General features: G+C 65.0%; 14 protein-coding genes. 6 read left to right on the top strand and 8 right to left on the bottom strand.

Annotated features, from left to right (window positions below):
• Positions 1-34 precede the first annotated feature (34 nt).
• Positions 35-2,230: a methyl-accepting chemotaxis protein gene (locus ACO550_RS13565; RefSeq protein ID WP_315592541.1), complete on the top strand. Its 2,196-nt coding sequence runs from the start codon at positions 35-37 to the stop codon at positions 2,228-2,230.
• A 34-nt stretch (positions 2,231-2,264) separates the two neighbouring features.
• A complete protein-coding gene (locus ACO550_RS13560; protein ID WP_315592542.1) occupies positions 2,265-8,189 on the top strand; it encodes a hybrid sensor histidine kinase/response regulator in 5,925 nt (1,974 codons plus the stop codon).
• A gap of 65 nt (positions 8,190-8,254) precedes the next feature.
• On the opposite strand, the gene ACO550_RS13555 is transcribed toward ACO550_RS13560, so the two are convergent.
• The 4 genes from ACO550_RS13555 to ACO550_RS13540 form a co-directional block, all read right to left on the bottom strand.
• Positions 8,255-9,568 (bottom strand): MFS transporter, encoded by a 1,314-nt coding sequence (locus tag ACO550_RS13555; RefSeq protein ID WP_315592543.1) that lies wholly within the window; start codon positions 9,566-9,568, stop codon positions 8,255-8,257.
• A 68-nt stretch (positions 9,569-9,636) separates the two neighbouring features.
• On the bottom strand, positions 9,637-10,398 hold the full coding sequence (locus tag ACO550_RS13550) for a glucose 1-dehydrogenase (protein ID WP_315592544.1): 762 nt from the start codon (positions 10,396-10,398) through the stop codon (positions 9,637-9,639).
• A 75-nt stretch (positions 10,399-10,473) separates the two neighbouring features.
• Entirely contained in the window at positions 10,474-10,716 is a 243-nt protein-coding gene (locus ACO550_RS13545) for a hypothetical protein (protein ID WP_315592545.1), read from the bottom strand.
• Complete coding sequence (locus ACO550_RS13540) at positions 10,709-12,145, bottom strand: aldehyde dehydrogenase family protein (protein ID WP_315592546.1); 1,437 nt, start codon at positions 12,143-12,145, stop codon at positions 10,709-10,711. Before ACO550_RS13540 ends, ACO550_RS13545 begins: the two co-directional genes overlap by 8 nt.
• 184 nt (positions 12,146-12,329) lie before the next feature.
• On the opposite strand from ACO550_RS13540, the gene ppa reads away from it, so the two are divergent.
• A complete protein-coding gene (gene ppa, locus ACO550_RS13535) occupies positions 12,330-12,857 on the top strand; it encodes an inorganic diphosphatase (protein WP_315592547.1) in 528 nt (175 codons plus the stop codon).
• A gap of 108 nt (positions 12,858-12,965) precedes the next feature.
• Positions 12,966-13,538, top strand: a complete 573-nt coding sequence (locus tag ACO550_RS13530) for a cytochrome b (RefSeq protein WP_485994872.1) — start codon at positions 12,966-12,968, stop codon at positions 13,536-13,538.
• Here the strand turns inward: ACO550_RS13530 and ACO550_RS13525 are convergent, their stop codons facing one another.
• Positions 13,539-14,729: a GNAT family N-acetyltransferase gene (locus ACO550_RS13525; protein ID WP_315592548.1), complete on the bottom strand. Its 1,191-nt coding sequence runs from the start codon at positions 14,727-14,729 to the stop codon at positions 13,539-13,541.
• 162 nt (positions 14,730-14,891) lie between these two features.
• Here ACO550_RS13525 and ACO550_RS13520 point away from each other — a divergent pair, with 162 nt between their 5' ends.
• The gene (locus tag ACO550_RS13520) at positions 14,892-16,955 is read left to right on the top strand and encodes an NAD(+) synthase (protein ID WP_315592549.1); all 2,064 of its coding nucleotides are present in this window, start codon (positions 14,892-14,894) and stop codon (positions 16,953-16,955) included.
• Positions 16,956-17,058: 103 nt separating this feature from the next.
• A complete protein-coding gene (gene glnK, locus ACO550_RS13515; protein WP_061957551.1) occupies positions 17,059-17,397 on the top strand; it encodes a P-II family nitrogen regulator in 339 nt (112 codons plus the stop codon).
• A 111-nt stretch (positions 17,398-17,508) separates the two neighbouring features.
• On the opposite strand, the gene ACO550_RS13510 is transcribed toward glnK, so the two are convergent.
• The 3 genes from ACO550_RS13510 to trxB all read right to left on the bottom strand — a co-directional run bounded on the left by ACO550_RS13510 (position 17,509) and on the right by trxB (position 19,894).
• The gene (locus tag ACO550_RS13510) at positions 17,509-18,156 is read right to left on the bottom strand and encodes a TRIC cation channel family protein (protein WP_315592550.1); all 648 of its coding nucleotides are present in this window, start codon (positions 18,154-18,156) and stop codon (positions 17,509-17,511) included.
• Between the two features lie 5 nt (positions 18,157-18,161).
• Positions 18,162-18,827 (bottom strand): Smr/MutS family protein, encoded by a 666-nt coding sequence (locus ACO550_RS13505; protein ID WP_315592551.1) that lies wholly within the window; start codon positions 18,825-18,827, stop codon positions 18,162-18,164.
• Positions 18,828-18,940: 113 nt separating this feature from the next.
• Positions 18,941-19,894 carry a thioredoxin-disulfide reductase gene (gene trxB / locus ACO550_RS13500; protein WP_315592552.1) on the bottom strand — a complete coding sequence of 318 codons (954 nt, stop codon included), beginning with the start codon at positions 19,892-19,894 and terminating at the stop codon, positions 18,941-18,943.
• Positions 19,895-19,896: the final 2 nt, after the last annotated feature.

The raw sequence follows: 19,896 nt of genomic DNA, 5'->3' as shown, positions 1-19,896 counted from the left end.
AACCATACAGAAAACGAACGAACAGAGGGTTGCCATGGGTATCAAGAAGATCGGCCTGGGTCGCCGCACCGCAACTGCCGGTGCTGCTGCGGAAGCGGTGTCGCCACGCGCGTCGGTGTTTGGCAAGGGCGGAGCGAAGCAGGCCGGCCTGGGCCGGTCCCCGGTTGAACTGATGTCGGGCTGGTTGTCGCGCATGCCGTTCTCGTCCCAGCAGCGCGCGCTGACCGCGGGTGTGGTGGTGTCGCTGCTTGCGCTGCTGGCTTCGGTCTACCTCGACAACCGGCAGGCCACCAACGGCGCGGCGCAGATCGAGATTGCCGGTGACATGCTGATGCACTCGCAGCGTCTCGGCAAGGCGGTACCGGTGGCGCTGCTCGGCAATGCGCAGGCGTTCACGCAGTTGCGCCAGTCCAAGGAACAAATGACCGCCGACTTGCTGGCGCTGCAGAACGGCAGCGACGAAAAGCATGTGCGTGCGACGACCGGACCCGCTGCGCCGCTGCTTGAAAAGGCCTTCGGCTCGTGGAAGCGCTCCGAGAAGAGCGCGGCCGACGTGCTGGCCCAGCAGCCCATCCTGACCACGATCGGTCAGACGCTGCAGATCTTCAATGCCTCGAACCCCGAACTGCTCGAAGCCGCCGAACAGGTGGCCGCGATCAAGCTGCAGGCCGGCTCGAACACGCGCGAGGTGGCTGCATCCGCGCAGCTGGTGATGCTGACCCAGCGTCTGGGCAAGAACCTGAACGAGTTCCTGTCGGGCGAAGGCGTCAACCCCGAAACCGCGTTCCTGCTCGGCAAGGACACCAACACGTTCCGCGAGACGCTGGACGGCCTGACCAACGGTTCCGAAGCGCTGCGTCTGTCGCCCGCCAACGATCCCGAGACGCGCAACTACCTGCTGCAGCTGTCGCAACGTTTTGAAGCCGTGCAGAAGACCACGCAGACGATCCTGCAGAACCTGCCCGGCCTGATTGCCGCCAAGCGCGCGCAGCAGCAGATCTTCAATGACAACGAGGCGCTGCGCGGCGAACTGGCGCAACTGCAGACGTCGTACGTAGAGGGTGCACGCTTCCGGCCGTGGACGCTCGGCGCGATGGTGATCTCGGCCGTGGCCACGCTGCTGTGCCTGGCGGGCCTTGCGGCGCTGTACCTGCGCGATTCGCGTGTACGTACGCTGGAAGCGGAAGCGCGCGAGCGTGAAGCGGAATCGCGCCGTCTCGATGAAAAACGCAACAACGATGCCACGCAGAAGGCCATTCTGCAGCTGATGAACGAGTTGCAGGACATCGCCGACGGTGACCTGACGCGCCAGGCCACCGTGACCGAGGACATCACCGGCGCCATTGCCGACTCGGTGAACTACACGGTGGAAGAACTGAAGGAACTGGTGGGCCGCGTACAGCAGACCGCCGGGGAAGTGCAGCACGCCTCGTCGCAGGTGCAGGAAACCTCGGTGCAACTGGCCGCGACAACCGAAGAGCAGTCGCGCCAGATTCGCCAGACCGGCGAGTCGGTCGTGGAAATGGCGGACCGCATCACGCAGGTGTCGCGCGGCGCGGCGGAATCGGCCAACGTGGCACGCGCCTCGCTGGCGGCAGCCGAGCAGGGCCAGCACGCGGTGCAGAACGCGATTGCCGGCATGAACGGCATTCGCGAGCAGATCCAGGAAACCTCGAAGCGGATCAAGCGTCTCGGTGAATCGTCGCAGGAGATCGGTGAAATCGTCGAGCTGATCTCGGACATTACCGAGCAGACCAACGTGCTGGCACTGAACGCAGCCATCCAGGCGGCATCGGCCGGTGAAGCGGGTCGCGGCTTCTCGGTGGTGGCCGAGGAAGTGCAGCGCCTGGCCGAACGCTCGGGCGAGGCAACCAAGCAGATTGGTGCGCTGATCCGCACGATTCAGACCGATACCCAGGACGCCGTGCACGCGATGGAGCAGAGCACGCAGGGCGTGGTCGAAGGGGCGCGCCTGTCGGACAACGCCGGTGCCGCACTGGTGGAGATCGGCCGCGTGTCGCGCCAACTGGCCGAACTGATCGAACAGATTTCGCAGACCACATCGCATGAGGCCGGCCTCGCCACCAACGTGGCGCATCACATCGAAGGCATCCTGAACGTGACGGCGCAGACAACCGCCGGCACGCGCCAGACCGCCACGTCGGTGCGCCAGCTGACGGCGCTGACCGAAGAACTCCGTAACTCGGTATCGCGCTTCAAGATCGCCTGACGCCTGCCGGCAGACGGGCGCACCGGAACTGGTCATGTCCTTGAATTCCACTGTTATCAGCGACGCGGCCGACCTGGCTGCGCCGCAACTGCATGCCACGCCGGACCCGGCGCCGACAGCCGTAGCCGGGGCGCCCGCCGCGCCGCAGCGCGATCTTTCGGTGCTGGCCTGGCTGGCACCGAGCCTGCGCACCGCGCTGGACGACGCGGCGACCGAGCTCGGCCACTATGTCGACGAGATCCGGCAGACGCCCGAGGCACTGGGCGCGCGCGATACCACGTCACTGCGGCTGGCCGGCCAGCAGCTGCACCAGGCGGCCGGTGCGGTGCATATCGTCGGCCTGCGCGGCGTGGATGCCTATTGCCAGGCGTTGCGTCGGCTGCTGGAGGCGATCGACGCCGGCACCGTGGCTGCCAATGCCGAGACGCTGGCGGTGTTCCGCATCGGCGTGCAGGCACTGGCCGAATACGTCGACGACCTGATGGCGGGCGACCCGGAAGACCCGCTGCGCCTGTTCCAGACCTATGCACCGGCGCTGGCGCTGATGAAGGAAGAACGCGTGCATCCGGCCGACCTGTGGCTGGAAGACCTGCAGATGCTGCCGGGCATCGTATTGCCCACGCGCTCGGCCTCGTCGGTCACGCGTGCACGTCAGCGTTTCGAGGCCGCGCTGCTGAAGGCATTGCGGCTGCCCACGCCGTGCACCGAAACGTCGTTGTTGCGCGAAGCGTGGCTGCCGCTGCAGGCGGCACTCGACGATGTGCGCAATCATGAGCAGGATGCACGTCGCACAACCGATACCCCCGATCGTGGCATCTGGCATGCGCTGGCCATGGTGTTCCGGGGGCTGGCCCATGGGCTGCTGCCATCGGACCTGCTGGCCAAGCGATTTGCGGCGCGTACCCATCTTCTGGTGCGCCAGTACCTGCAAGGGCAAGTGCGCGTGCCGCAGGCCCTGCTGAACGACGCGATCTTCTTCCTGGTGAGTACCGGCCTGACGCCGGACGGCCCTGAGGACACCACGCCGCCAGTAGTGCAGGCCGCGGTCCAGGTGCTGCGCGCCGATATCGCGCGCAGCCTGCAGGCGTTCCGCGTGGATCCTGCCCACGTGGTGGCGCGGGCCGACTACCGCCAGCGTTACCACGGCTGGCTCGATCCGATCGATACGCGCAACCTGCAGCATGCCGCCTCCGCGATCGAACGTGCCGCCGGCGACGATCAATCTGGCTGGGAACTGGCGCTGGCCTCGCTGGCCGAGGCAGCGATGCCACTGTCGCAGCCGGCGCTGCAGCAATGCCTGACCGCGGCGGCTGCCTATGCGGGCCAGCGACCGACTGGCGAGGCGCTGGGCCGTGGCGGCGTGGCGCTGTTCCTGTCGCACGCACTGGCCATGCCGTGGCGCGTGCACGGCAAGTCGGGCCACCCATCTGCTACCGAATTCGCCATGCGTTGCGATACGCTGGCGGCTTGCCTGGCCGATCCGGATGCGGCAGCGCCCGCCTGGCTGGCCGATATGGTGCTGGCCGCTGGTGCCCAGACCCAGCGTGCCGAGGCGGTGACGCAGATCCGCGCGCAACTTGATAGCGGCGAATCGTGGCTCGATACCTACGATCGCAATGCGGTGCGGCCCGACGCCGTGCATGCACTGGACGACGCGGCGCAGGCCTTTGACACGCTGCTGGCCATCATTGAACGCGTGCATGGCAGCGCCGCGATGCCCGCGGGCATCGAGGATGCCACCGATGCCGCGCTGGCGGCGGTGCGCTCGGTGCTGGGTCGGCTCGATGTACTGCGCGAAACCGTGGATTCGTCGGCGCGTATTGCCCAGTTGTCCGATATTGCCGCCGAGTTGGGCGCCGTGCACGCGTTTGCCGATCTGCTCGAATTTGGTCGCAAACAGATCGACGTCACCGAAGACGACCCGTTCGCGCCGCGTGCGCAACGCGCCGATGCATTGCCGCAGGGTACGCTGGGCGCCGCACGCAGCGCCGCGATGGATGCGATCCGCGTTGCCGCTGCCGCTGATTCGCCCGAGATCCAGCGCCTGCGCGCCGCGCTGCAAGCCGTGGCCGACCAGGCCGCGATCGATGACGATGCCGCGCTGCGCCGCCAGGCCAGCGAAGCCACCACGCAACTGCATGCATGGCTGGCCGGCAGTGATTCCGCTGCCGAGCGCATGGTTGTGGCGCTGGCCGACCCGCTGCCGGTTGCCGCTCCGGCGCACACACCGACGCCCGTGGCGCCAATGCCGGCCGACACGGCGGCGATCGATGCCGAGCTGCTCGATATCTTCCTGTCGGAAGCCGAAGAGGTACTTGGCAATATCGCCACCGACCTGGCCGGTGGATTCGATGCGCTGCGCGATGCGGACGTGCTGAGCCGCATGCGTCGCGCGTTCCATACGCTCAAGGGCTCGAGCCGCATGGTCGGCCTGAACCGCTACGGCGAAGCGGCCTGGGCCGTGGAACAGGTGATGAACCTGTGGATCGCCGAAGCCCGCGAGCCCGTGCCTGAGCTGCTGGCGTTGCTGCTGCAGGCCCATGACATGCTGCGCGAATGGGCGCTGGCGCTGCGCGACGATCCCATCACGCTGCGCGAGATCGCTCCGCTCGTGGACGCGGCGCAGGCCGTGCGCGATCCCGGCGCGGCTGTACCCGCCCCGTTGGATGCGCCAGCGGCGGCAGTCGATCCGCTCGATGCTTTGCTGGCCCAAGCCGCCACCCAGGCACCTGTGGAAACCCCGCCGGCAGACGACAGCAATGTGCTGCCGTTCCGCTTGTCCGGTGATCTGGTTGACGATGACGATGGCTACAAGGTCATCGGCCCGGTCCGTATCGGACTGGCGCTCTACAACGTCTATCTGCAGGAAGCCGACGACCTGCTGCGGCAGTTTGCCACCGACCTGTCCGAGTGGAAGCACGAGAATCACCCGTGCCCGAGCGAACTCGCGCTGCGCGTGGCACACACGCTGCAGGGCAGTGCATCGACAGTCGGCCTCGAACCGGTGCGCGAGATCGCTGAAGCGCTGGAGCAATTGCTGCTCCTGCTGGGCCGCCATCCCGTGGTCATGCATCCGGCCGACTTCCGCTTGCTGGACATGGCGGTCGACCGCCTGCGCGCGATGCTGCACCAGTTCGCCGCCGGCATCTGGCCCGACGCCGATGCTTCGCTGTGCCGCGACCTGAACGATTTCGGCGAACGCGCGCTGGTGCGCCCGCGTGCGGCCATGCCGGCCGAACAGTCCGCCGGCCTCGAGGGTTCGGTGTCGCAACTGTTTGGCAGCCAGCCGCCGCCGCAGCAGCCGTTGCCGGAGATCGACGAGCGCGTGCAGGCACCGCCGCCTGAACTGCCGGCGGTCAAGCTGACGCCGATCATGTCGCTGCCGCCGGTAGCGGCGCCGGTCCTGACTTCCTTGATGCATGGGGAGCCGGTACACGACGCGGTAGTGATCACGCTGCCGACACCGGTGCGCCACGATTCGATCGCCGTGGCACATGTCTCGCTCGACTCGCCAGAGGAGTTGCCGCAGCAGGACACCTCGACCGATGCCGCGTTGCTCGATCCGGCACTGGTCGAAATCTTCCTGGAAGAAGCGCATGGCACCTTGCCGGAACTCGGCAAGATGGTGCGCACATGGGAAGCCGCGCCTGACGATGCACAGCACGGTGGCCTGATCCTGCGTGGCCTGCACACGCTCAAGGGTAGTGCGCGCATGGCCGGTGCCATGGCGCTGGGCCAGGCGGCGCACGAGATGGAAACGCTGCTCGAGACCAGCGTGCGTGGCCAGCGCGTGACGCCGAACCTGTTTGGCATGTTGTACGCGTGGTACGACCGCATCCTGGCGCATGTGGATGCATTGCAGAACGGCCGCCTGTTGCCGGTGGACGATGCCGATGTGGTCAATGGCCTGGTGGCCGCAACGCCGCAATCGGCAGCGCCGCTCGAGGTGCCTGTACAAACCGGAACGGCTGCGCAGGACCATGCATTGGTGCCAGCGTCCGCCCCACTGGTGCCGGCTGCACCGGTAGTCGTGCCGGCCGATGCCGACCGTCAGCGCGCGCTGGTGCGCGTGCAGGCCCGCACGCTCGACACACTGATCAACGATGCCGGCGAAGTGGGCGCCACGCGTGCGCGGCTGGACAGCGAACTGCTGGCGCTGCGCAGCTACCTTGGCGAACTGAACGACAACGTCGCGCGTCTGCGCATGCAGTTGCGCGAGATCGAGATCCAGGCCGAAACGCAGATGGCATCGCGGATCGCCGATGCCCAGCACAACCAGGAATTCGACCCGCTCGAATTCGACCGTTTCACGCGTTTCCAGGAACTGACGCGGATGATGGCCGAGTCGGTGAACGACGTGGCAACCGTGGAGCAAAACCTGCAGCGCGGTTTCGACCGCGCGTCGGGAGACCTGGCGGCCCAGGCACGGCTTACCCGCGGGCTGCAGCGCGGCCTGATGCAGGCGCGCATGGTGCAGTTCGATGCCTTGGCTGAACGGCTGTATCGCGTGGCACGGCAGTCGGCGACCGAGACCGGCAAGGAAGTGCGGTTGCTGATCAAGGGCGGTACCGTGGAAATCGATCGCTCGGTACTGGACCGCATGGCTGGGCCGATCGAACATCTGATCCGCAACGCCGTGGTGCACGGCATCGAATCCGCCGAGGCACGCCGCGCGGTCGGCAAGTCAGCTACCGGTGCACTGACGCTGGAAGTGCAGCAGGAAGGCAACGAAGTGGTGCTGACCTTCTTCGACGATGGTGGCGGGCTGGATCTCCGGCGCATTCGCGAGCGCGCGGTGGCGCGCCAGTTGCTGGCGGTCGATGAAGACGCCAACGATGCGCGCCTGACCGAAATGATTTTCGCGCCGGGCTTCTCGACGGCCGATGCGGTATCGGAGCTCGCCGGCCGTGGCGTGGGCATGGACGTGGTGCGTTCGGAGACCGTGGCGCTGGGTGGCCGCATCACGCTGTCGACCGAAGCGGGCCGGGGTACCAGTTTCACGGTGCACCTGCCGCTGACCACGGCGATCACGCAGGTGTTGCTGGTATCGCTGGGCGGCCGCCTGTTCGCGATGCCGAGCGGCATGATCGACCAGGTGCACCAGTTGCGCGAGAAGCCGTTGCTCGATGCCTACAACGCCGGACGCTTCACTGCGGCGGGCGTCGAGGCACCGTTCTTCTACTTTGGCGCGCTGCTCGAGGAAAGCGCCGCGATGGCGTCGGGCCGCAAGTATTCGCCGGTAGTGGTGGTGCGCTCCGGTGCCGAACGCGTGGCGGTACACGTCGACGACGTGATCGGCAACCGTGAAGTGGTGGTCAAGCATATCGGGCCGCACCTGGCGCGCCTTGAAGGCATTGCCGGCGCGACCACGCTCGGCGATGGCGAGATCGTGCTGATCTACAACCCGGTGGTGCTTGCACAGCGCTGGACGCGCGAACGCGGCGCAGCACCTGCCATGCCGATGTTGCCGGCTCCGGACCAGATGGGTGCCGTGGCCGAGCTTGTCGATGGCGGTGTGCCGGTGCCCGTGCCGGGCCTGATGACGCAGCCGACCGTGATGGTGGTCGACGATTCGCTGACCGTGCGCAAGGCCAGCCAGCGCTTGCTGACCCGTGCCGGCTATCAGGTTGTGTTGGCACGCGATGGCGTGGATGCGTTGCGTCAGTTGCAGGAAGTCATGCCGGACGCGATGCTGGTCGACATCGAGATGCCGAACATGGATGGCTTCGACCTGACCCGCAACGTGCGCGCCGACAACCGCACCAGCCATATGCCGCTGGTCATGATCACGTCGCGTACGGCAGAGAAGCACCGCCGCTATGCGGCCGAGATCGGCGTCAACGTGTACCTGGGCAAGCCATTCAATGAGGACGAACTGCTGCGCACGCTGCAGCAGTTGATTGGCGAGAAGGCGGCAAGCACCGCCGGATCAGTGGCGCAGATGCTGGGCGAGGCGTAATCGATCTGCGACGGTTCGCGCCCCTCCCATGCAATGGGAGAGGGGCGTCACACACCTCCAGCAGTTCAATCCACCCGCTTGTTCACCATCCGTGCCGGTACCGACAGCACCAGTGCCGCGCCCACCACCATGCACACGGCCAGCAGGTACATGCCTGAGTCCGTGCTCTTTGTCAGGTCCTTGAGCCAGCCCACTGCATAGGGGCTGATAAAGCCGGCCAGGTTCCCCAGCGAGTTGATCAGTGCAATGCCGGCGGCGGCGCCCGTGCCGGCCAGGAAGGCCGTCGGCAGGCTCCAGAACAACGGCAGCGTGGTCAGGATGCCGATCGTGGCCAGCGTCAGTGCCACCATCGCCATCGTGGTGTCACCGTGCCACTGCACCGACAGCACCAGTCCCACCGCGCCGAGCAGCGCCGGCAGCGCGATATGCCAGCGCCGTTCGCCACGACGGTCGGCGCTGTAGGCCACCAGGATCATGCCGATCACGGCGCAGCCATATGGGATGGCGGTCAGCATGCCGATATCGAGCGCGCCTTTCACGCCGGTTTGCTTGATGATCGTCGGCAGCCAGAAGCTCACGCCATAGAGGCCCATCACAAAGCTGAAGTAGATCGCGCTCATCAACCAGACACGCGGGCTCGACAACACCTGGCGAATCGGCGGATCTTCCTTGTGCTGGTTTTCATTGGCGATATTGCGTTCGAGCAGTGCCTTCTCATCGGCGGTCAGCCACTTCGCATGTGCGATGCGGTCGTCCAGGAACAGCAGCACCCAGATGCCGACCAGGATCGACGGAATGCCCTCGACCAGGAACATCCATTGCCAGCCAGACCAGCCGTTATGTCCGTCGAACGACTGCATGATCCAGCCCGACAGCGGCCCGCCGATCACGCCCGACAGCGCAATGGCCGTCATGAAGAACGTGGTGGTGCGCCCACGCCGGTTGGCCGGATACCAGTAGGTCAGGTACAGGATGATGCCGGGAAAGAAGCCGGCTTCGGCAATACCCAGCAGGAAGCGCAGCACATAGAACATGGTCGGCGTGGTGACAAACATCATGGCCGCCGAGATCAGGCCCCATGTGATCATGATCCGCGCAATCCAGATGCGCGCGCCGACCTTGTGCAGGATCACATTGCTCGGCACCTCGAACAGGAAGTAGCCGATGAAGAAGATCCCGGCACCCAGGCCGTAGATCGTCTCGCTGAACTGCAGGTCGTTGAGCATCTGCAGCTTGGCAAAGCCCACGTTGACGCGGTCCAGGTAGGCCACCACGTAGCACAACAACAGAAATGGCACGATACGCCAGCTCACCTTGCGGTAGGTGGCATCCTCGAAGCCGGCGTCGCGCGCGCCGGTGTTGACTGCGGTCGTTGTCATCCTTGTCTCCTCATTGGGTTCTGGATTTGTATTTTTAATGGCGGTAATGATTGCGACATGTCAGGCCGTCAGACGCAGCGTCCTCCATCGACCTCGATGCAGGTGCCGGTGATGAAGCTGGCTTCATCGGATGCCAGGTACAGGCAGGCGTTGGCCACGTCCTGCGGCGTCGACATGCGCCCCATGGGAATCGTGGCCAGGAATTTCGCGCGGTTTTCCGGGGTGTCGGGCATGCCCATGAACTGTTCCAGCAGGCCCGTGGCGCCGATCACCGGATTCACGCAGTTCACGCGGATCTTGTCGGGCCCGAGCTCGGCGGCCATGGCCTTGCTGGCCACGATGACTGCACCCTTGCTGCCGTTGTACCAGACCAGTCCGGGACGCGGCCGGATGCCGGCCGTCGATGCGACGTTGACGAAGTTGCCGCCGCCGCGTTTGCGGAAGTGCGGAATGAAGTGGTGGGCAGACCAGTAGATGCTCTTCACGTTGACCGCATAGACACGGTCGAACTCTTCCTCGGTGACTTCAAGGATCGGCTTGTTGCGATGGGTGGTGCCCGCGTTGTTGACCACGCAGTGCACATCGCCAAAGGCGGCAAGCGTGGCATCGCGCATGGCGGCCACATCGTCACCGTGCGATACATCGGCGCGCGCGGCCTGCGCCTGGCCACCTGCATCGCGTATCGCAGCGGCCACGCGTTCGGCAGCATCGAGATTCAGGTCGGCCACCATCACGCTGGCGCCTTCGCGCGCGAACGTATGCGCAATGCCTTCGCCGAACCCCGAACCACCGCCCGTTACAACCGCTACCTTGCCAGCCAGTCTGGTCATTGCCTGTCTCCTGTTATCGGTGAGACCCGGCGCGGTCTTGTGCCGCGCTACGGGCGGAACAACGTGAAACGTGAATCAGTGCGAGAACGGTCCGCGGCCGCGCAAAGCGTTGGCAACCATCATGATCGCCAGCAGGAACGGCAGCGCCACGTAGAGGCACCAGTGGACGCGGTCGCCCACGGTTTCGCCCCATTTGCGCTTGAAGACCTGCAGGCGGGGCATGCCGGACGGATTTGTGGCGCGCTTCTGCCTGACGTGCCAGGCCATCCAGAAAAAGAAAATGGCGAATGCGACCGACAGGAAATTGATATTACCCATGTTGAATGGCGATGGTTTTCAGAGTGGTGAATCCGTACAGGGCCTCGAAGCCCTTCTCGCGGCCATGGCCCGACTGGCCGGTGCCGCCAAACGGCAGCTCGACGCCGCCGCCGGCGCCATAGTTGTTGATAAAGACCTGCCCGGCGCGCAGCTTGCGTGCCAGGCGCATCTGGCGCGCGCCGTCGCGAGTCCAGACGCCCGCCACCAGACCGTACGGCGTACCGTTGGCCAGGCGGATCGCCTCATCTTCGGTGTCGAACGGCATCGCGGCCAGTAGCGGGCCGAATACTTCTTCCTGTGCCAGGCGGTGCGTGGGTGGCACGTCGCGGAACAACATCGGCACCTGATAGTAGCCGGACTCCGGCGCTTCGCCGACGATCTGGCCCTGTGCCATTACGGCGATGCCGGCATGCTGGGCATCGGAAACGAAATCCCACACGCGCTGCTGCTGCCTGCGGCTGATGAGCGGGCCGCATTCGAGATCGAGTTCGGACGGGCCCACGCGCAGCGACTCGAACACGCCCGACAGGCGGTCGAGCAGCGTCTCGTAGACCGGACGTTCCACCAGCAGGCGGCTGCCGGCCGAACAGGTCTGGCCGGCATTCTGCACGATGCCGTTGACTACCACGGGCAGCAACGCATCGAGATCGGCATCGGCAAACACCACCTGCGGCGACTTGCCGCCAAGCTCCAGCGTCACGGGCACATGGTTCTCGGCTGCGAGCTGCGCCACGAGCTTGCCGGTCTGGGGTGAGCCCGTGAACGAGATGTGCTGGATGCCGGGGTGTCGCGCCAGCGCCGCGCCGGCCTCATGGCCATAGCCGGTGACGATGTTCAGCGCGCCTTCGGGCAACCCCGCCTCGGCGGCCAGTTCGGCCACGCGCAGGATCGACAGGCAGGCGTCCTCGGCCGGCTTGACCACGCAGGCATTGCCGGTGGCCAGTGCCGCGCCCACGCTGCGCCCAAAGATCTGCAGCGGGTAGTTCCACGGGATGATGTGGCCGGTAATGCCGTGCGGCTCGCGCACGGTCAGCACGGTATAGCCGGCGTTGTAAGGAATGGTCTCGCCATGCAGCTTGTCGGCCGCACCGGCATAGAACTCGAAATAGCGTGCCACGGCACGCGCGTCGGCGCGGGCCTGGCGCATCGGCTTGCCGGTGTCGCGCGCTTCCAGCGCGGCCAGTTCGTCCTCGTGCTCGATCAGCTTGAGCGCCACGCGGTTCAGCAGGCGCACGCGGTCGGCCGGGTTCATCGTGCCCCAGACGCCCTCGGCAGCCTGGCGCGCGGCGTGCACGGCCACGCTGATATCGGTGGCATTGCCGCGCGCGATCTCGGCAAACGGCTCGCCGCTGGACGGGTCGAACACCTTGATGCGCAGCCCGGAATCGGGGGCGATCAGGCGGTTGGCGACGAAATGCTGGGCATGCATGCAGGTCTCCACGGCTCCGGTTATGGAGCAAATGCTGAAAATCGGGAATGCCGCATTATCGCGCACCGCGCCGGGCGCGCAAGGCATTGTGGGGCACATTGCCCGGTCAGGCTGTCAGCCTGCGGTCAGGCACGACCCGCTATAATGCCGCCCATCCCATTCCACAGGTATTCGGAGAACTCGCATGAGCTTCAACCTCGTCTCCCCGGGCAAGGACCTTCCCAACGACTTCAACGTCATCATCGAGATCTCGGCGCAAAGCGATCCGGTGAAGTATGAGGCCGACAAGGAAACCGGCCTGCTGTTCGTGGACCGTTTCATCGGCACGGGCATGCGCTATCCGGCCAACTACGGTTTCATTCCGCAAACGCTGTCGGGCGACGGCGACCCGGTCGACGTGCTGGTGCTGACCCCGTTCCCGATCCTGGCTGGTGCCGTCGTGCGTTGCCGTGCACTGGGCATGCTGAAGATGACCGACGAGTCGGGCGTCGACGCCAAGCTGGTGGCCGTGCCGGTGGACAAGCTGTCGCCGGCTACCGCCAGCATCAAGGGCCTGTCGGATGTGCCGCAAAACCTGCTGGACCAGATCAAGCACTTCTTTGAGAACTATAAGGCACTCGAAGCAGGCAAGTGGGTCAAGGTCGAAGGCTGGGCTGGTATCGAGGAAGCCCACAAGGAAATCACCGACGGCGTGGCGAACTTCAAGAAGTAAGCAGCGCGTACGGTTGTGCAGGAAACAGGAAACCCCGCCAGGCTGCGGGGTTTTTTGTTGGCGCAGGCTGGTACGGCCCCACACAAGAATGAAGAAGAACGAGTGCGCATGAATTTCCCGAAGATGTCAGGTACGGCCGAGATGGCTGCGGCGGCTTCGCCGCGTTATGGCGGCGTGGCGATCTTTCTGCACTGGGCGGTGTTCCTGCTGGTGGCCGTCGCGTACGCGGCAATCGAGCTCAAGGGACTGACTGGGCGGGGCACGCCGGCCCGTGCGCTGGCAATGTCGGCCCACGAGTGGGCCGGTGTCATGGTGCTGGCGCTGGCCGTTGCGCGTGTGCTGTGGCGCCTGGTGCGCGGTGCGCCGCCAGCCGAGCCCGGGCCGCGCTGGATGCAATGGGCCGGGCATGCCATGCACGGTGCGCTGTACCTGTTTATCGTGGCGCAGCCAGTCCTTGGCATCGTCACGCTCAATGCCGGCGGCCATTTGTTGCAACTGCCGGGGCTGGAGCTACCTTCAGTAGTTGGGCCAGACAAGGCGCTGCGCGACACGGTGAAGGCGATCCACGAAACCATTGGCACCGCGTTCTACCTGGTGATCGGCCTGCATGCCATGGGCGCGCTGTTTCACCACCATATGCTCGGCGACAACACGCTGCGGCGCATGTGGCCGCGCCGGTAATCAGTCTGCCTGTCGTGCGAACGGATTGCGCTCGTTGAGTTCGTCGAGATAGGCGTCCATGCCCTGGCGTTCGCGCGACAGGAAGCGCTCGACCGCATCCGCGAACGATGGATGGGCAAGCCAGTGCGCTGAGCGCGTGGCCACGGGCAGGAAGCCGCGCGCCATCTTGTGCTCGCCCTGGGCGCCGCCTTCGAAGCTGGCGATGCCTTCGGCAATGCAGAACTCCAGTGGCTGGTAGTAGGCGGTCTCGAAGTGCAGGCAGGGATGATGCTCGAGCGCGCCCCAGTAACGGCCGTACAACGTGCTGATCGCGGGATCGGCGTCAAACACCACCAGCGAACTGGCGATGTCGCGGCCGGCGCGTTCGGCAATCACCAGCAACAGGTTTTCAGGCATCGCCGCACCTATGCGGCGGAAGAAATCAAGGTTCAGGTAGGGCGAAGAGTGGTGTTCGCGATAGGTCTGCCGATAGCAGCGATTGAAGAACTTCCATGCTTCGTCGTCGATCTGCGTACCGCGCAGTTGACGGAACGTGATGCCGGCCTCGGCCACGCGGCGCCGCTCGGCGCGGATGTTCTTGCGCTTCTTCTGCGAAAGCGTGGCCAGGAAGGCGTCGAAACTTTCATAGCCGGGATTGGCCCAGTGAAACTGCACGCCGTGCCGCATCATCATGCCGGCTTCCTGCATCAGGTCCGCTTCATGGTCTGACGGAAACAGCACATGCAACGATGACAGCTCGCTTTCCTTGGCCAGGGCCAGCGCGAAGCGCAGCAGCACATGCCGGGCAAGATCGTCCTCGGCCAGCAGCCGCGCGCCGCGTACCGGCGTAAACGGGATTGCCGCGAGCCACTTCGGGTAGTAGTCGAGGCCATGCTGGCGGTAGGCATCGGCCCAGGCCCAGTCGAACACGTATTCGCCATACGAGTGCGTCTTGGCATAGAGCGGCATCGCCGCGGCCAGGCGATCGCGGCCGGGTCCATGGCCGTCGGGCACCCAAAGGGTCAGGAAGCGCGGCGACCAGCCGGTGTCGTCGGTGGCGCTGCCACTGGCATGCAGCGCGTGCAGGAACGCATGGCGCAGGAACGGCGTGGGCTCGGCCTGTACGGCAAGCAGCGCATCCCAGTCGGCCGCATCGATCTCGGCAAGGTCCTGCACGATATCCGTGCGGTAGTCGGGGCGCGATTCACTCATGAAGACGGACGAGGGCGGGTAGGGACGGATGCTTCCATGGCCTGGTGCTGGGCGAGTCTACCGGAAACAATGTGGCAGCGCAGACTGCCTGCCACGCGGGTGGCGCATGCGTCGTAGAATGCAGGCATCCGCAGCCCCTGCCGGGCAGATCCAGGGCCAGACATGACGCACCCGTTTTTCAATCTCTATTCCCACGGCTTCGCGCGCGTGGCCGTTGGCGTGCCCGAGTGCCGCGTGGCCGATCCCGCGTACAACGCGGAACAGACCATTGCGCTGGCCCGCCAGGCCGCCGATGGCGGCGCCGTGCTGGTGGCTTTTCCCGAGTTGGGCCTGCCGGCCTATACCTGCGACGACCTGTTCCATCAGCGTGCGTTGTTGCGCGAGTGCGAACTGGCGTTGCAGTCCATCGTCGAGGCTTCGGCCGGCATTCGTGCCGCTATGATCGTCGGCATGCCGGTGCTGGTGGAGCACCAGTTGTTCAACTGCGCGGTGGTGGTGGCCAATGGCATGGTGCAGGGCGTGGTGCCAAAGAGCTACCTGCCAAATTACTGGGAATTCTACGAGGCCCGCCAGTTCAGCCCCGCCGATTGCGCGGCCATCGACACGATCTCGTTGCTTGGTGCCACCGTGCCGTTCGGTGCCAACTTGCTGTTCGACATCGAGAACATCCCGTTCTTCCGTTTCCATGCCGAGATCTGCGAAGACGTATGGGTACCGATCCCGCCGTCGTCGTTTGCGGCGCTGGCCGGGGCCACGGTACTGGTGAACCTGTCGGCATCGAATATCGTGATCGGCAAGTCGGGCTACCGGCATCAACTGGTATCGCAGCAATCGGCGCGCTGCCTGGCCGCATACCTGTACACGTCGGCGGGCAAGGGGGAGTCGACGACCGACCTGGCCTGGGATGGTCAGGCACTGATCTATGAAAACGGCGAACTGCTCGGTGAATCGGAGCGCTTTGCCGATTCCTCGCACCTGCTGTTTGCCGATATCGACCTGGAACGCCTGTCGCGCGAGCGCATGCACCAGACCACGTTTGGTCATTCGGTACGTCGCCATCGCGACGAGGTGGAGCAGTTCGACGTGGTTGCCTTCCATGTCGAGGTGCCGACCGCGCAGGCCATGCCATTGCAGCGCAAGGTAGAGCGCTTCCCGTACGTGCCGGCCGACGCGCGACGCCGCGACGAGCGCTGCATGGAGGTCTACAACATCCAGGTGCAGGCGCTGGTGCAGCGGCTGTCATCGAGCCGGATCTCGAATGTAGTGATTGGTGTCTCGGGAGGGCTCGATTCCACCCATGCGCTGCTGGTCTGCGCCAAGGCCATGGACCGCCTGGGTCTGCCGCGCGCAAATATCCTGGCCTATACGATGCCGGGCTTTGCCACCAGCGACCGCACGCTGAAGCAGGCCCGCGAGCTGATGCAACTGGTGGGCTGCACCGCGCGCGAGATCGACATTCGCCCGAGCTGCCTGGCCATGCTCAAGGATCTCGATCATCCGTACTCACGCGGTGAGCCGATCTATGACGTGACCTTCGAGAACGTGCAGGCCGGCGAACGTACGAACCACCTGTTCCGACTGGCCAACCACAACCAGGCCATCGTGATCGGCACAGGCGACCTCAGTGAACTGGCGCTGGGCTGGTGTACCTACGGCGTGGGCGATCATATGTCGCACTACAACGTCAATGCGAGCGTGCCCAAGACGCTGATCAGCCATCTGGTGCGATGGGTGGCGGAAACGGGGCAGGTGGCCAAGGGTGGCCAGGATGTGCTGCTGGCGGTGCTCGATACCGATATCAGTCCCGAACTGGTGCCAAGCGGCGTCGCTGCCAACGGCCAGGACAAGGCGCCCGAACAGAAGACCGAACAGATCATCGGGCCGTACGAACTGCAGGATTTCAACCTCTACTACACGCTGCGCTATGGCTATGCGCCATCCAAGGTTGCCTTCCTGGCACTGCATGCCTGGGGCGACGTGGCGCGCGGTGAATGGCCGAACGGCCCGCATGTCACCCGTAACAGCTATCAACTGCCCGAAATCAAGCGCATCCTCGGGATTTTTGTCGACCGGTTCTTCCGTACCAGCCAGTTCAAGCGGTCGTGCATCCCGAATGCACCGAAAGTGGGGTCGGGCGGTTCGCTGTCGCCGCGTGGTGACTGGCGCGCACCGAGCGATGGGGAATCGGCGGTCTGGGTGCGCGATCTGGCGCGGATTCCGGACTGATTGGCACGCAGATTGCGGACAATATGGGTATGCCCGCAATCGCCGTGTGGTGTTTCGGGCTAGAATCTGTCATCTACCGACATCTTAGAGACAGGGGCCAGCCATGAAGCAGATTACCGCCATCATCAAACCGTTCAAGCTTGACGAAGTGCGCGAGGCATTGGCCGACGTGGGCGTGACCGGTCTGACGGTGACCGAGGTGAAAGGCTTCGGCCGTCAGAAGGGGCACACCGAGTTGTACCGTGGCGCCGAATACGTGGTCGACTTCCTGCCGAAGATCAAGATCGAGGTGGTTGTGGCCGAGAACCAGCTCGACACGGTGCTGGACTCGATCGTCAAGGCTGCCCACACCGGCAAGATCGGTGACGGCAAGATCTTCGTGACCGAGATCGAGCGCGTGATCCGCATTCGTACCGGCGAGCAGGACGAAGCCGCGGTGTAAGTGGCATCAGATATGCAGAAGGCCGGCACATGCCGGCCTTTTTTGTTTTGCGCGATACCGGTGGTTATGCATTCCCCTCGCCCACGATAGCGGCGAGGGGAGCGAACCCATTCAACTCGGCAGTTTCCAGCCGAACTGCACCGACAGCAGCCGCATTCCCATTGTCACCAGTGCGCCGGCCAGCAGCGCCACCTCCTGGTCCGCGCGCAGCCAGGTCAGGCCGACATAGACCCAGCATCCCACAAACGAACAGGTGGCATAGGGTGAGCGGTCGCGCAGGATCATCGGTACTTCATTGCACAGGATGTCGCGCAGCACGCCGCCGAACACCGCGGAGATGATGCCCATCATCACGGCCACGGTTGGCGTCATCTGGGCCACCAGCGCCAGCGAGGTGCCCGTGACCGAAAACAGGCCAAGCCCGATGGCATCGGCAATCAGCATGGTGCGGTCCGAGGCCACGCTGCTGACCACGCGGAAGACGATCGACGCGCCGATCGACATCGCAAAGATCAGCAGCACATAGTATTCGTGATCGACCCAGTAGAACGGCCGTCGATCCAGCAGCACGTCGCGCACCGTGCCGCCGCCGAAGGCGGTGGCGAACGCGACGATGAAAGTACCCACGGCATCGAGCCGTTGCTTGCGCGCATCGACCACGCCCGACACCGCGAACGCGAGCACCCCGGTGATCTCCATGATGTGGAGGATCAAGGGCAGCCGCCCCATCAGCAGATCGAACGGCAAGTGGAAGTGCATGGAGGTCAGGGTTTGGGCTGACGCAGCAATACCATCAGCGCGCCCGCTCCGCCCTGCGACTCACGGGCCTGGACGAAGGCAATCACTTCTTCCTTTTGCACGAGCCAACTGCGCACCTTGCCCTTGAGCACCGGCAGCTTGTCGGGCGAGCCGATGCCCTTGCCATGAATCACGCGCACGCAGCGCACGCCGTTGCGCACCGATCGGCGCAGGAAATTTGCCAGCGCCTCGCGCGCCTCGTCGCTACGCAGGCCGTGCAGGTCCACCTTGTCCTGTGGTACCCATTCGCCGCGGCGCAGTTTCTTGATCACATCCTCGCCAATCCCGGGGCGCCGAAACGACATCGTTTCATCGATATCGAGCAGGTTCTCGACGTCGAATTCATCGGACAACGAGGCTTCCAGCACGGCCTTGTCGTTCAGCTGGCTCTGCACGGGGATGGGTGAGGGGGCTTTCTGGGGGTGCTGGACGCGATTGCGCTCGCGTAGCGCGCTGACCGAGCCCACGCTCGATCGAAAGACATTGGCCTCTTCCTCGGCACGCTTTGCGGCGGCCTCGGCGGCCTTGCGCTCTGCCTCGCGGCGCTCGGTATCGGCCTTGAGGTTGTCACGCAGCGCGGCCAGGTCATTGAGGCCGAATCGCTTGGGGGGAGTTTTGGCGCCTTGCGACATAGGAGGACTCTCAAAATGCTCGGCGTCGATTATAAAGAAAACGGGGACGGCCGCGGCAAGGCGGGCGTCCCCGTTAGTCCTGATCGTCCGGATTGTCCCGGCGGCCAGGTAGCTTACTTCAGCGCTTCCACGAAGCGCTGTGCGTCCAGTGCGGCCATGCAGCCGGTGCCGGCGCTGGTGATGGCCTGGCGGTAGACATGGTCCTGCACGTCGCCGGCGGCGAACACGCCGGGGATGCTCGTTGCCGTGGCATCGCCCGACAGGCCGCTCTTGGTCACGATATAGCCGTTCTTCATCTCGAGCTGGCCTTCGAACAGGTCGGTGTTCGGCTTGTGGCCAATTGCCACGAACACGCCGGCCAGTTTCAGGTCCTCGGTCTGGTTGGCGTCCTTGGTGCTGCGGATACGCAAGCCCGTCACGCCCGACTGGTCGCCCAGCACTTCGTCCAGCGTATGGTCGTAGCGCAGTTCGATGCGGCCTTCCTGCACGCGTTGCAGCAGGCGGTCCACCAGGATCGGCTCGGCGCGGAACTTGTCGCGACGGTGGATCACGGTCACCTTGCTGGCGATGTGCGACAGGTAGAGGGCTTCCTCGACAGCGGTATTGCCTCCGCCGATCACCGCAACTTCCTGGTTCTTGTAGAAGAACCCGTCGCATGTGGCGCAGGCCGACACGCCGCGACCCATGAAGCTTTCCTCCGACGGCAGGCCCAGGTATTGGGCCGAAGCGCCGGTGGCAATGATCAGGGCGTCACAGGTGTACTCGCCCGAATCGCCAATCAGGCGGATCGGCTTTTCGGTCAGTTTGGCCGTATGGATGTGATCGAAGATGATTTCGGTGTTGAAACGCTCGGCGTGTGCCTGGAAACGCTGCATCAAGTCCGGGCCCTGCACGCCGTTAGCGTCAGCGGGCCAGTTTTCCACGTCGGTCGTGGTCATCAGCTGGCCGCCCTGGGCCAGGCCGGTGATCAGGACCGGGTTCAGGTTGGCGCGGGCCGCGTAGACGGCGGCAGTGTAGCCGGCCGGTCCGGACCCGAGAATTAGCACTTTTGCGTGTTTTGCAGACATGA

The sequence above is a fragment of the Cupriavidus sp. genome, from assembly GCF_057315035.1.
This window is presented reverse-complemented; position numbering and strand designations above follow the sequence as displayed.

Excerpts from the sequence above, each read along its gene's own strand:
- ACO550_RS13530 (WP_485994872.1), top strand. The coding sequence starts at position 12,966 with ATGAATTTCCCGAAGATGTCAGGTACGGCCGAGATGGCTGCGGCGGCT.
- ACO550_RS13510 (WP_315592550.1), bottom strand. The coding sequence starts at position 18,156 with ATGCACTTCCACTTGCCGTTCGATCTGCTGATGGGGCGGCTGCCCTTG.
- ACO550_RS13550 (WP_315592544.1), bottom strand. The coding sequence starts at position 10,398 with ATGACCAGACTGGCTGGCAAGGTAGCGGTTGTAACGGGCGGTGGTTCG.
- ACO550_RS13505 (WP_315592551.1), bottom strand. The coding sequence starts at position 18,827 with ATGTCGCAAGGCGCCAAAACTCCCCCCAAGCGATTCGGCCTCAATGAC.
- ACO550_RS13525 (WP_315592548.1), bottom strand. The coding sequence starts at position 14,729 with ATGAGTGAATCGCGCCCCGACTACCGCACGGATATCGTGCAGGACCTT.
- ACO550_RS13545 (WP_315592545.1), bottom strand. The coding sequence starts at position 10,716 with ATGGGTAATATCAATTTCCTGTCGGTCGCATTCGCCATTTTCTTTTTC.
- ACO550_RS13560 (WP_315592542.1), top strand. The coding sequence starts at position 2,265 with ATGTCCTTGAATTCCACTGTTATCAGCGACGCGGCCGACCTGGCTGCG.
- ACO550_RS13555 (WP_315592543.1), bottom strand. The coding sequence starts at position 9,568 with ATGACAACGACCGCAGTCAACACCGGCGCGCGCGACGCCGGCTTCGAG.
- glnK (WP_061957551.1), top strand. The coding sequence starts at position 17,059 with ATGAAGCAGATTACCGCCATCATCAAACCGTTCAAGCTTGACGAAGTG.
- ACO550_RS13565 (WP_315592541.1), top strand. The coding sequence starts at position 35 with ATGGGTATCAAGAAGATCGGCCTGGGTCGCCGCACCGCAACTGCCGGT.
- ppa (WP_315592547.1), top strand. The coding sequence starts at position 12,330 with ATGAGCTTCAACCTCGTCTCCCCGGGCAAGGACCTTCCCAACGACTTC.
- ACO550_RS13540 (WP_315592546.1), bottom strand. The coding sequence starts at position 12,145 with ATGCATGCCCAGCATTTCGTCGCCAACCGCCTGATCGCCCCCGATTCC.
- ACO550_RS13520 (WP_315592549.1), top strand. The coding sequence starts at position 14,892 with ATGACGCACCCGTTTTTCAATCTCTATTCCCACGGCTTCGCGCGCGTG.
- trxB (WP_315592552.1), bottom strand. The coding sequence starts at position 19,894 with ATGTCTGCAAAACACGCAAAAGTGCTAATTCTCGGGTCCGGACCGGCC.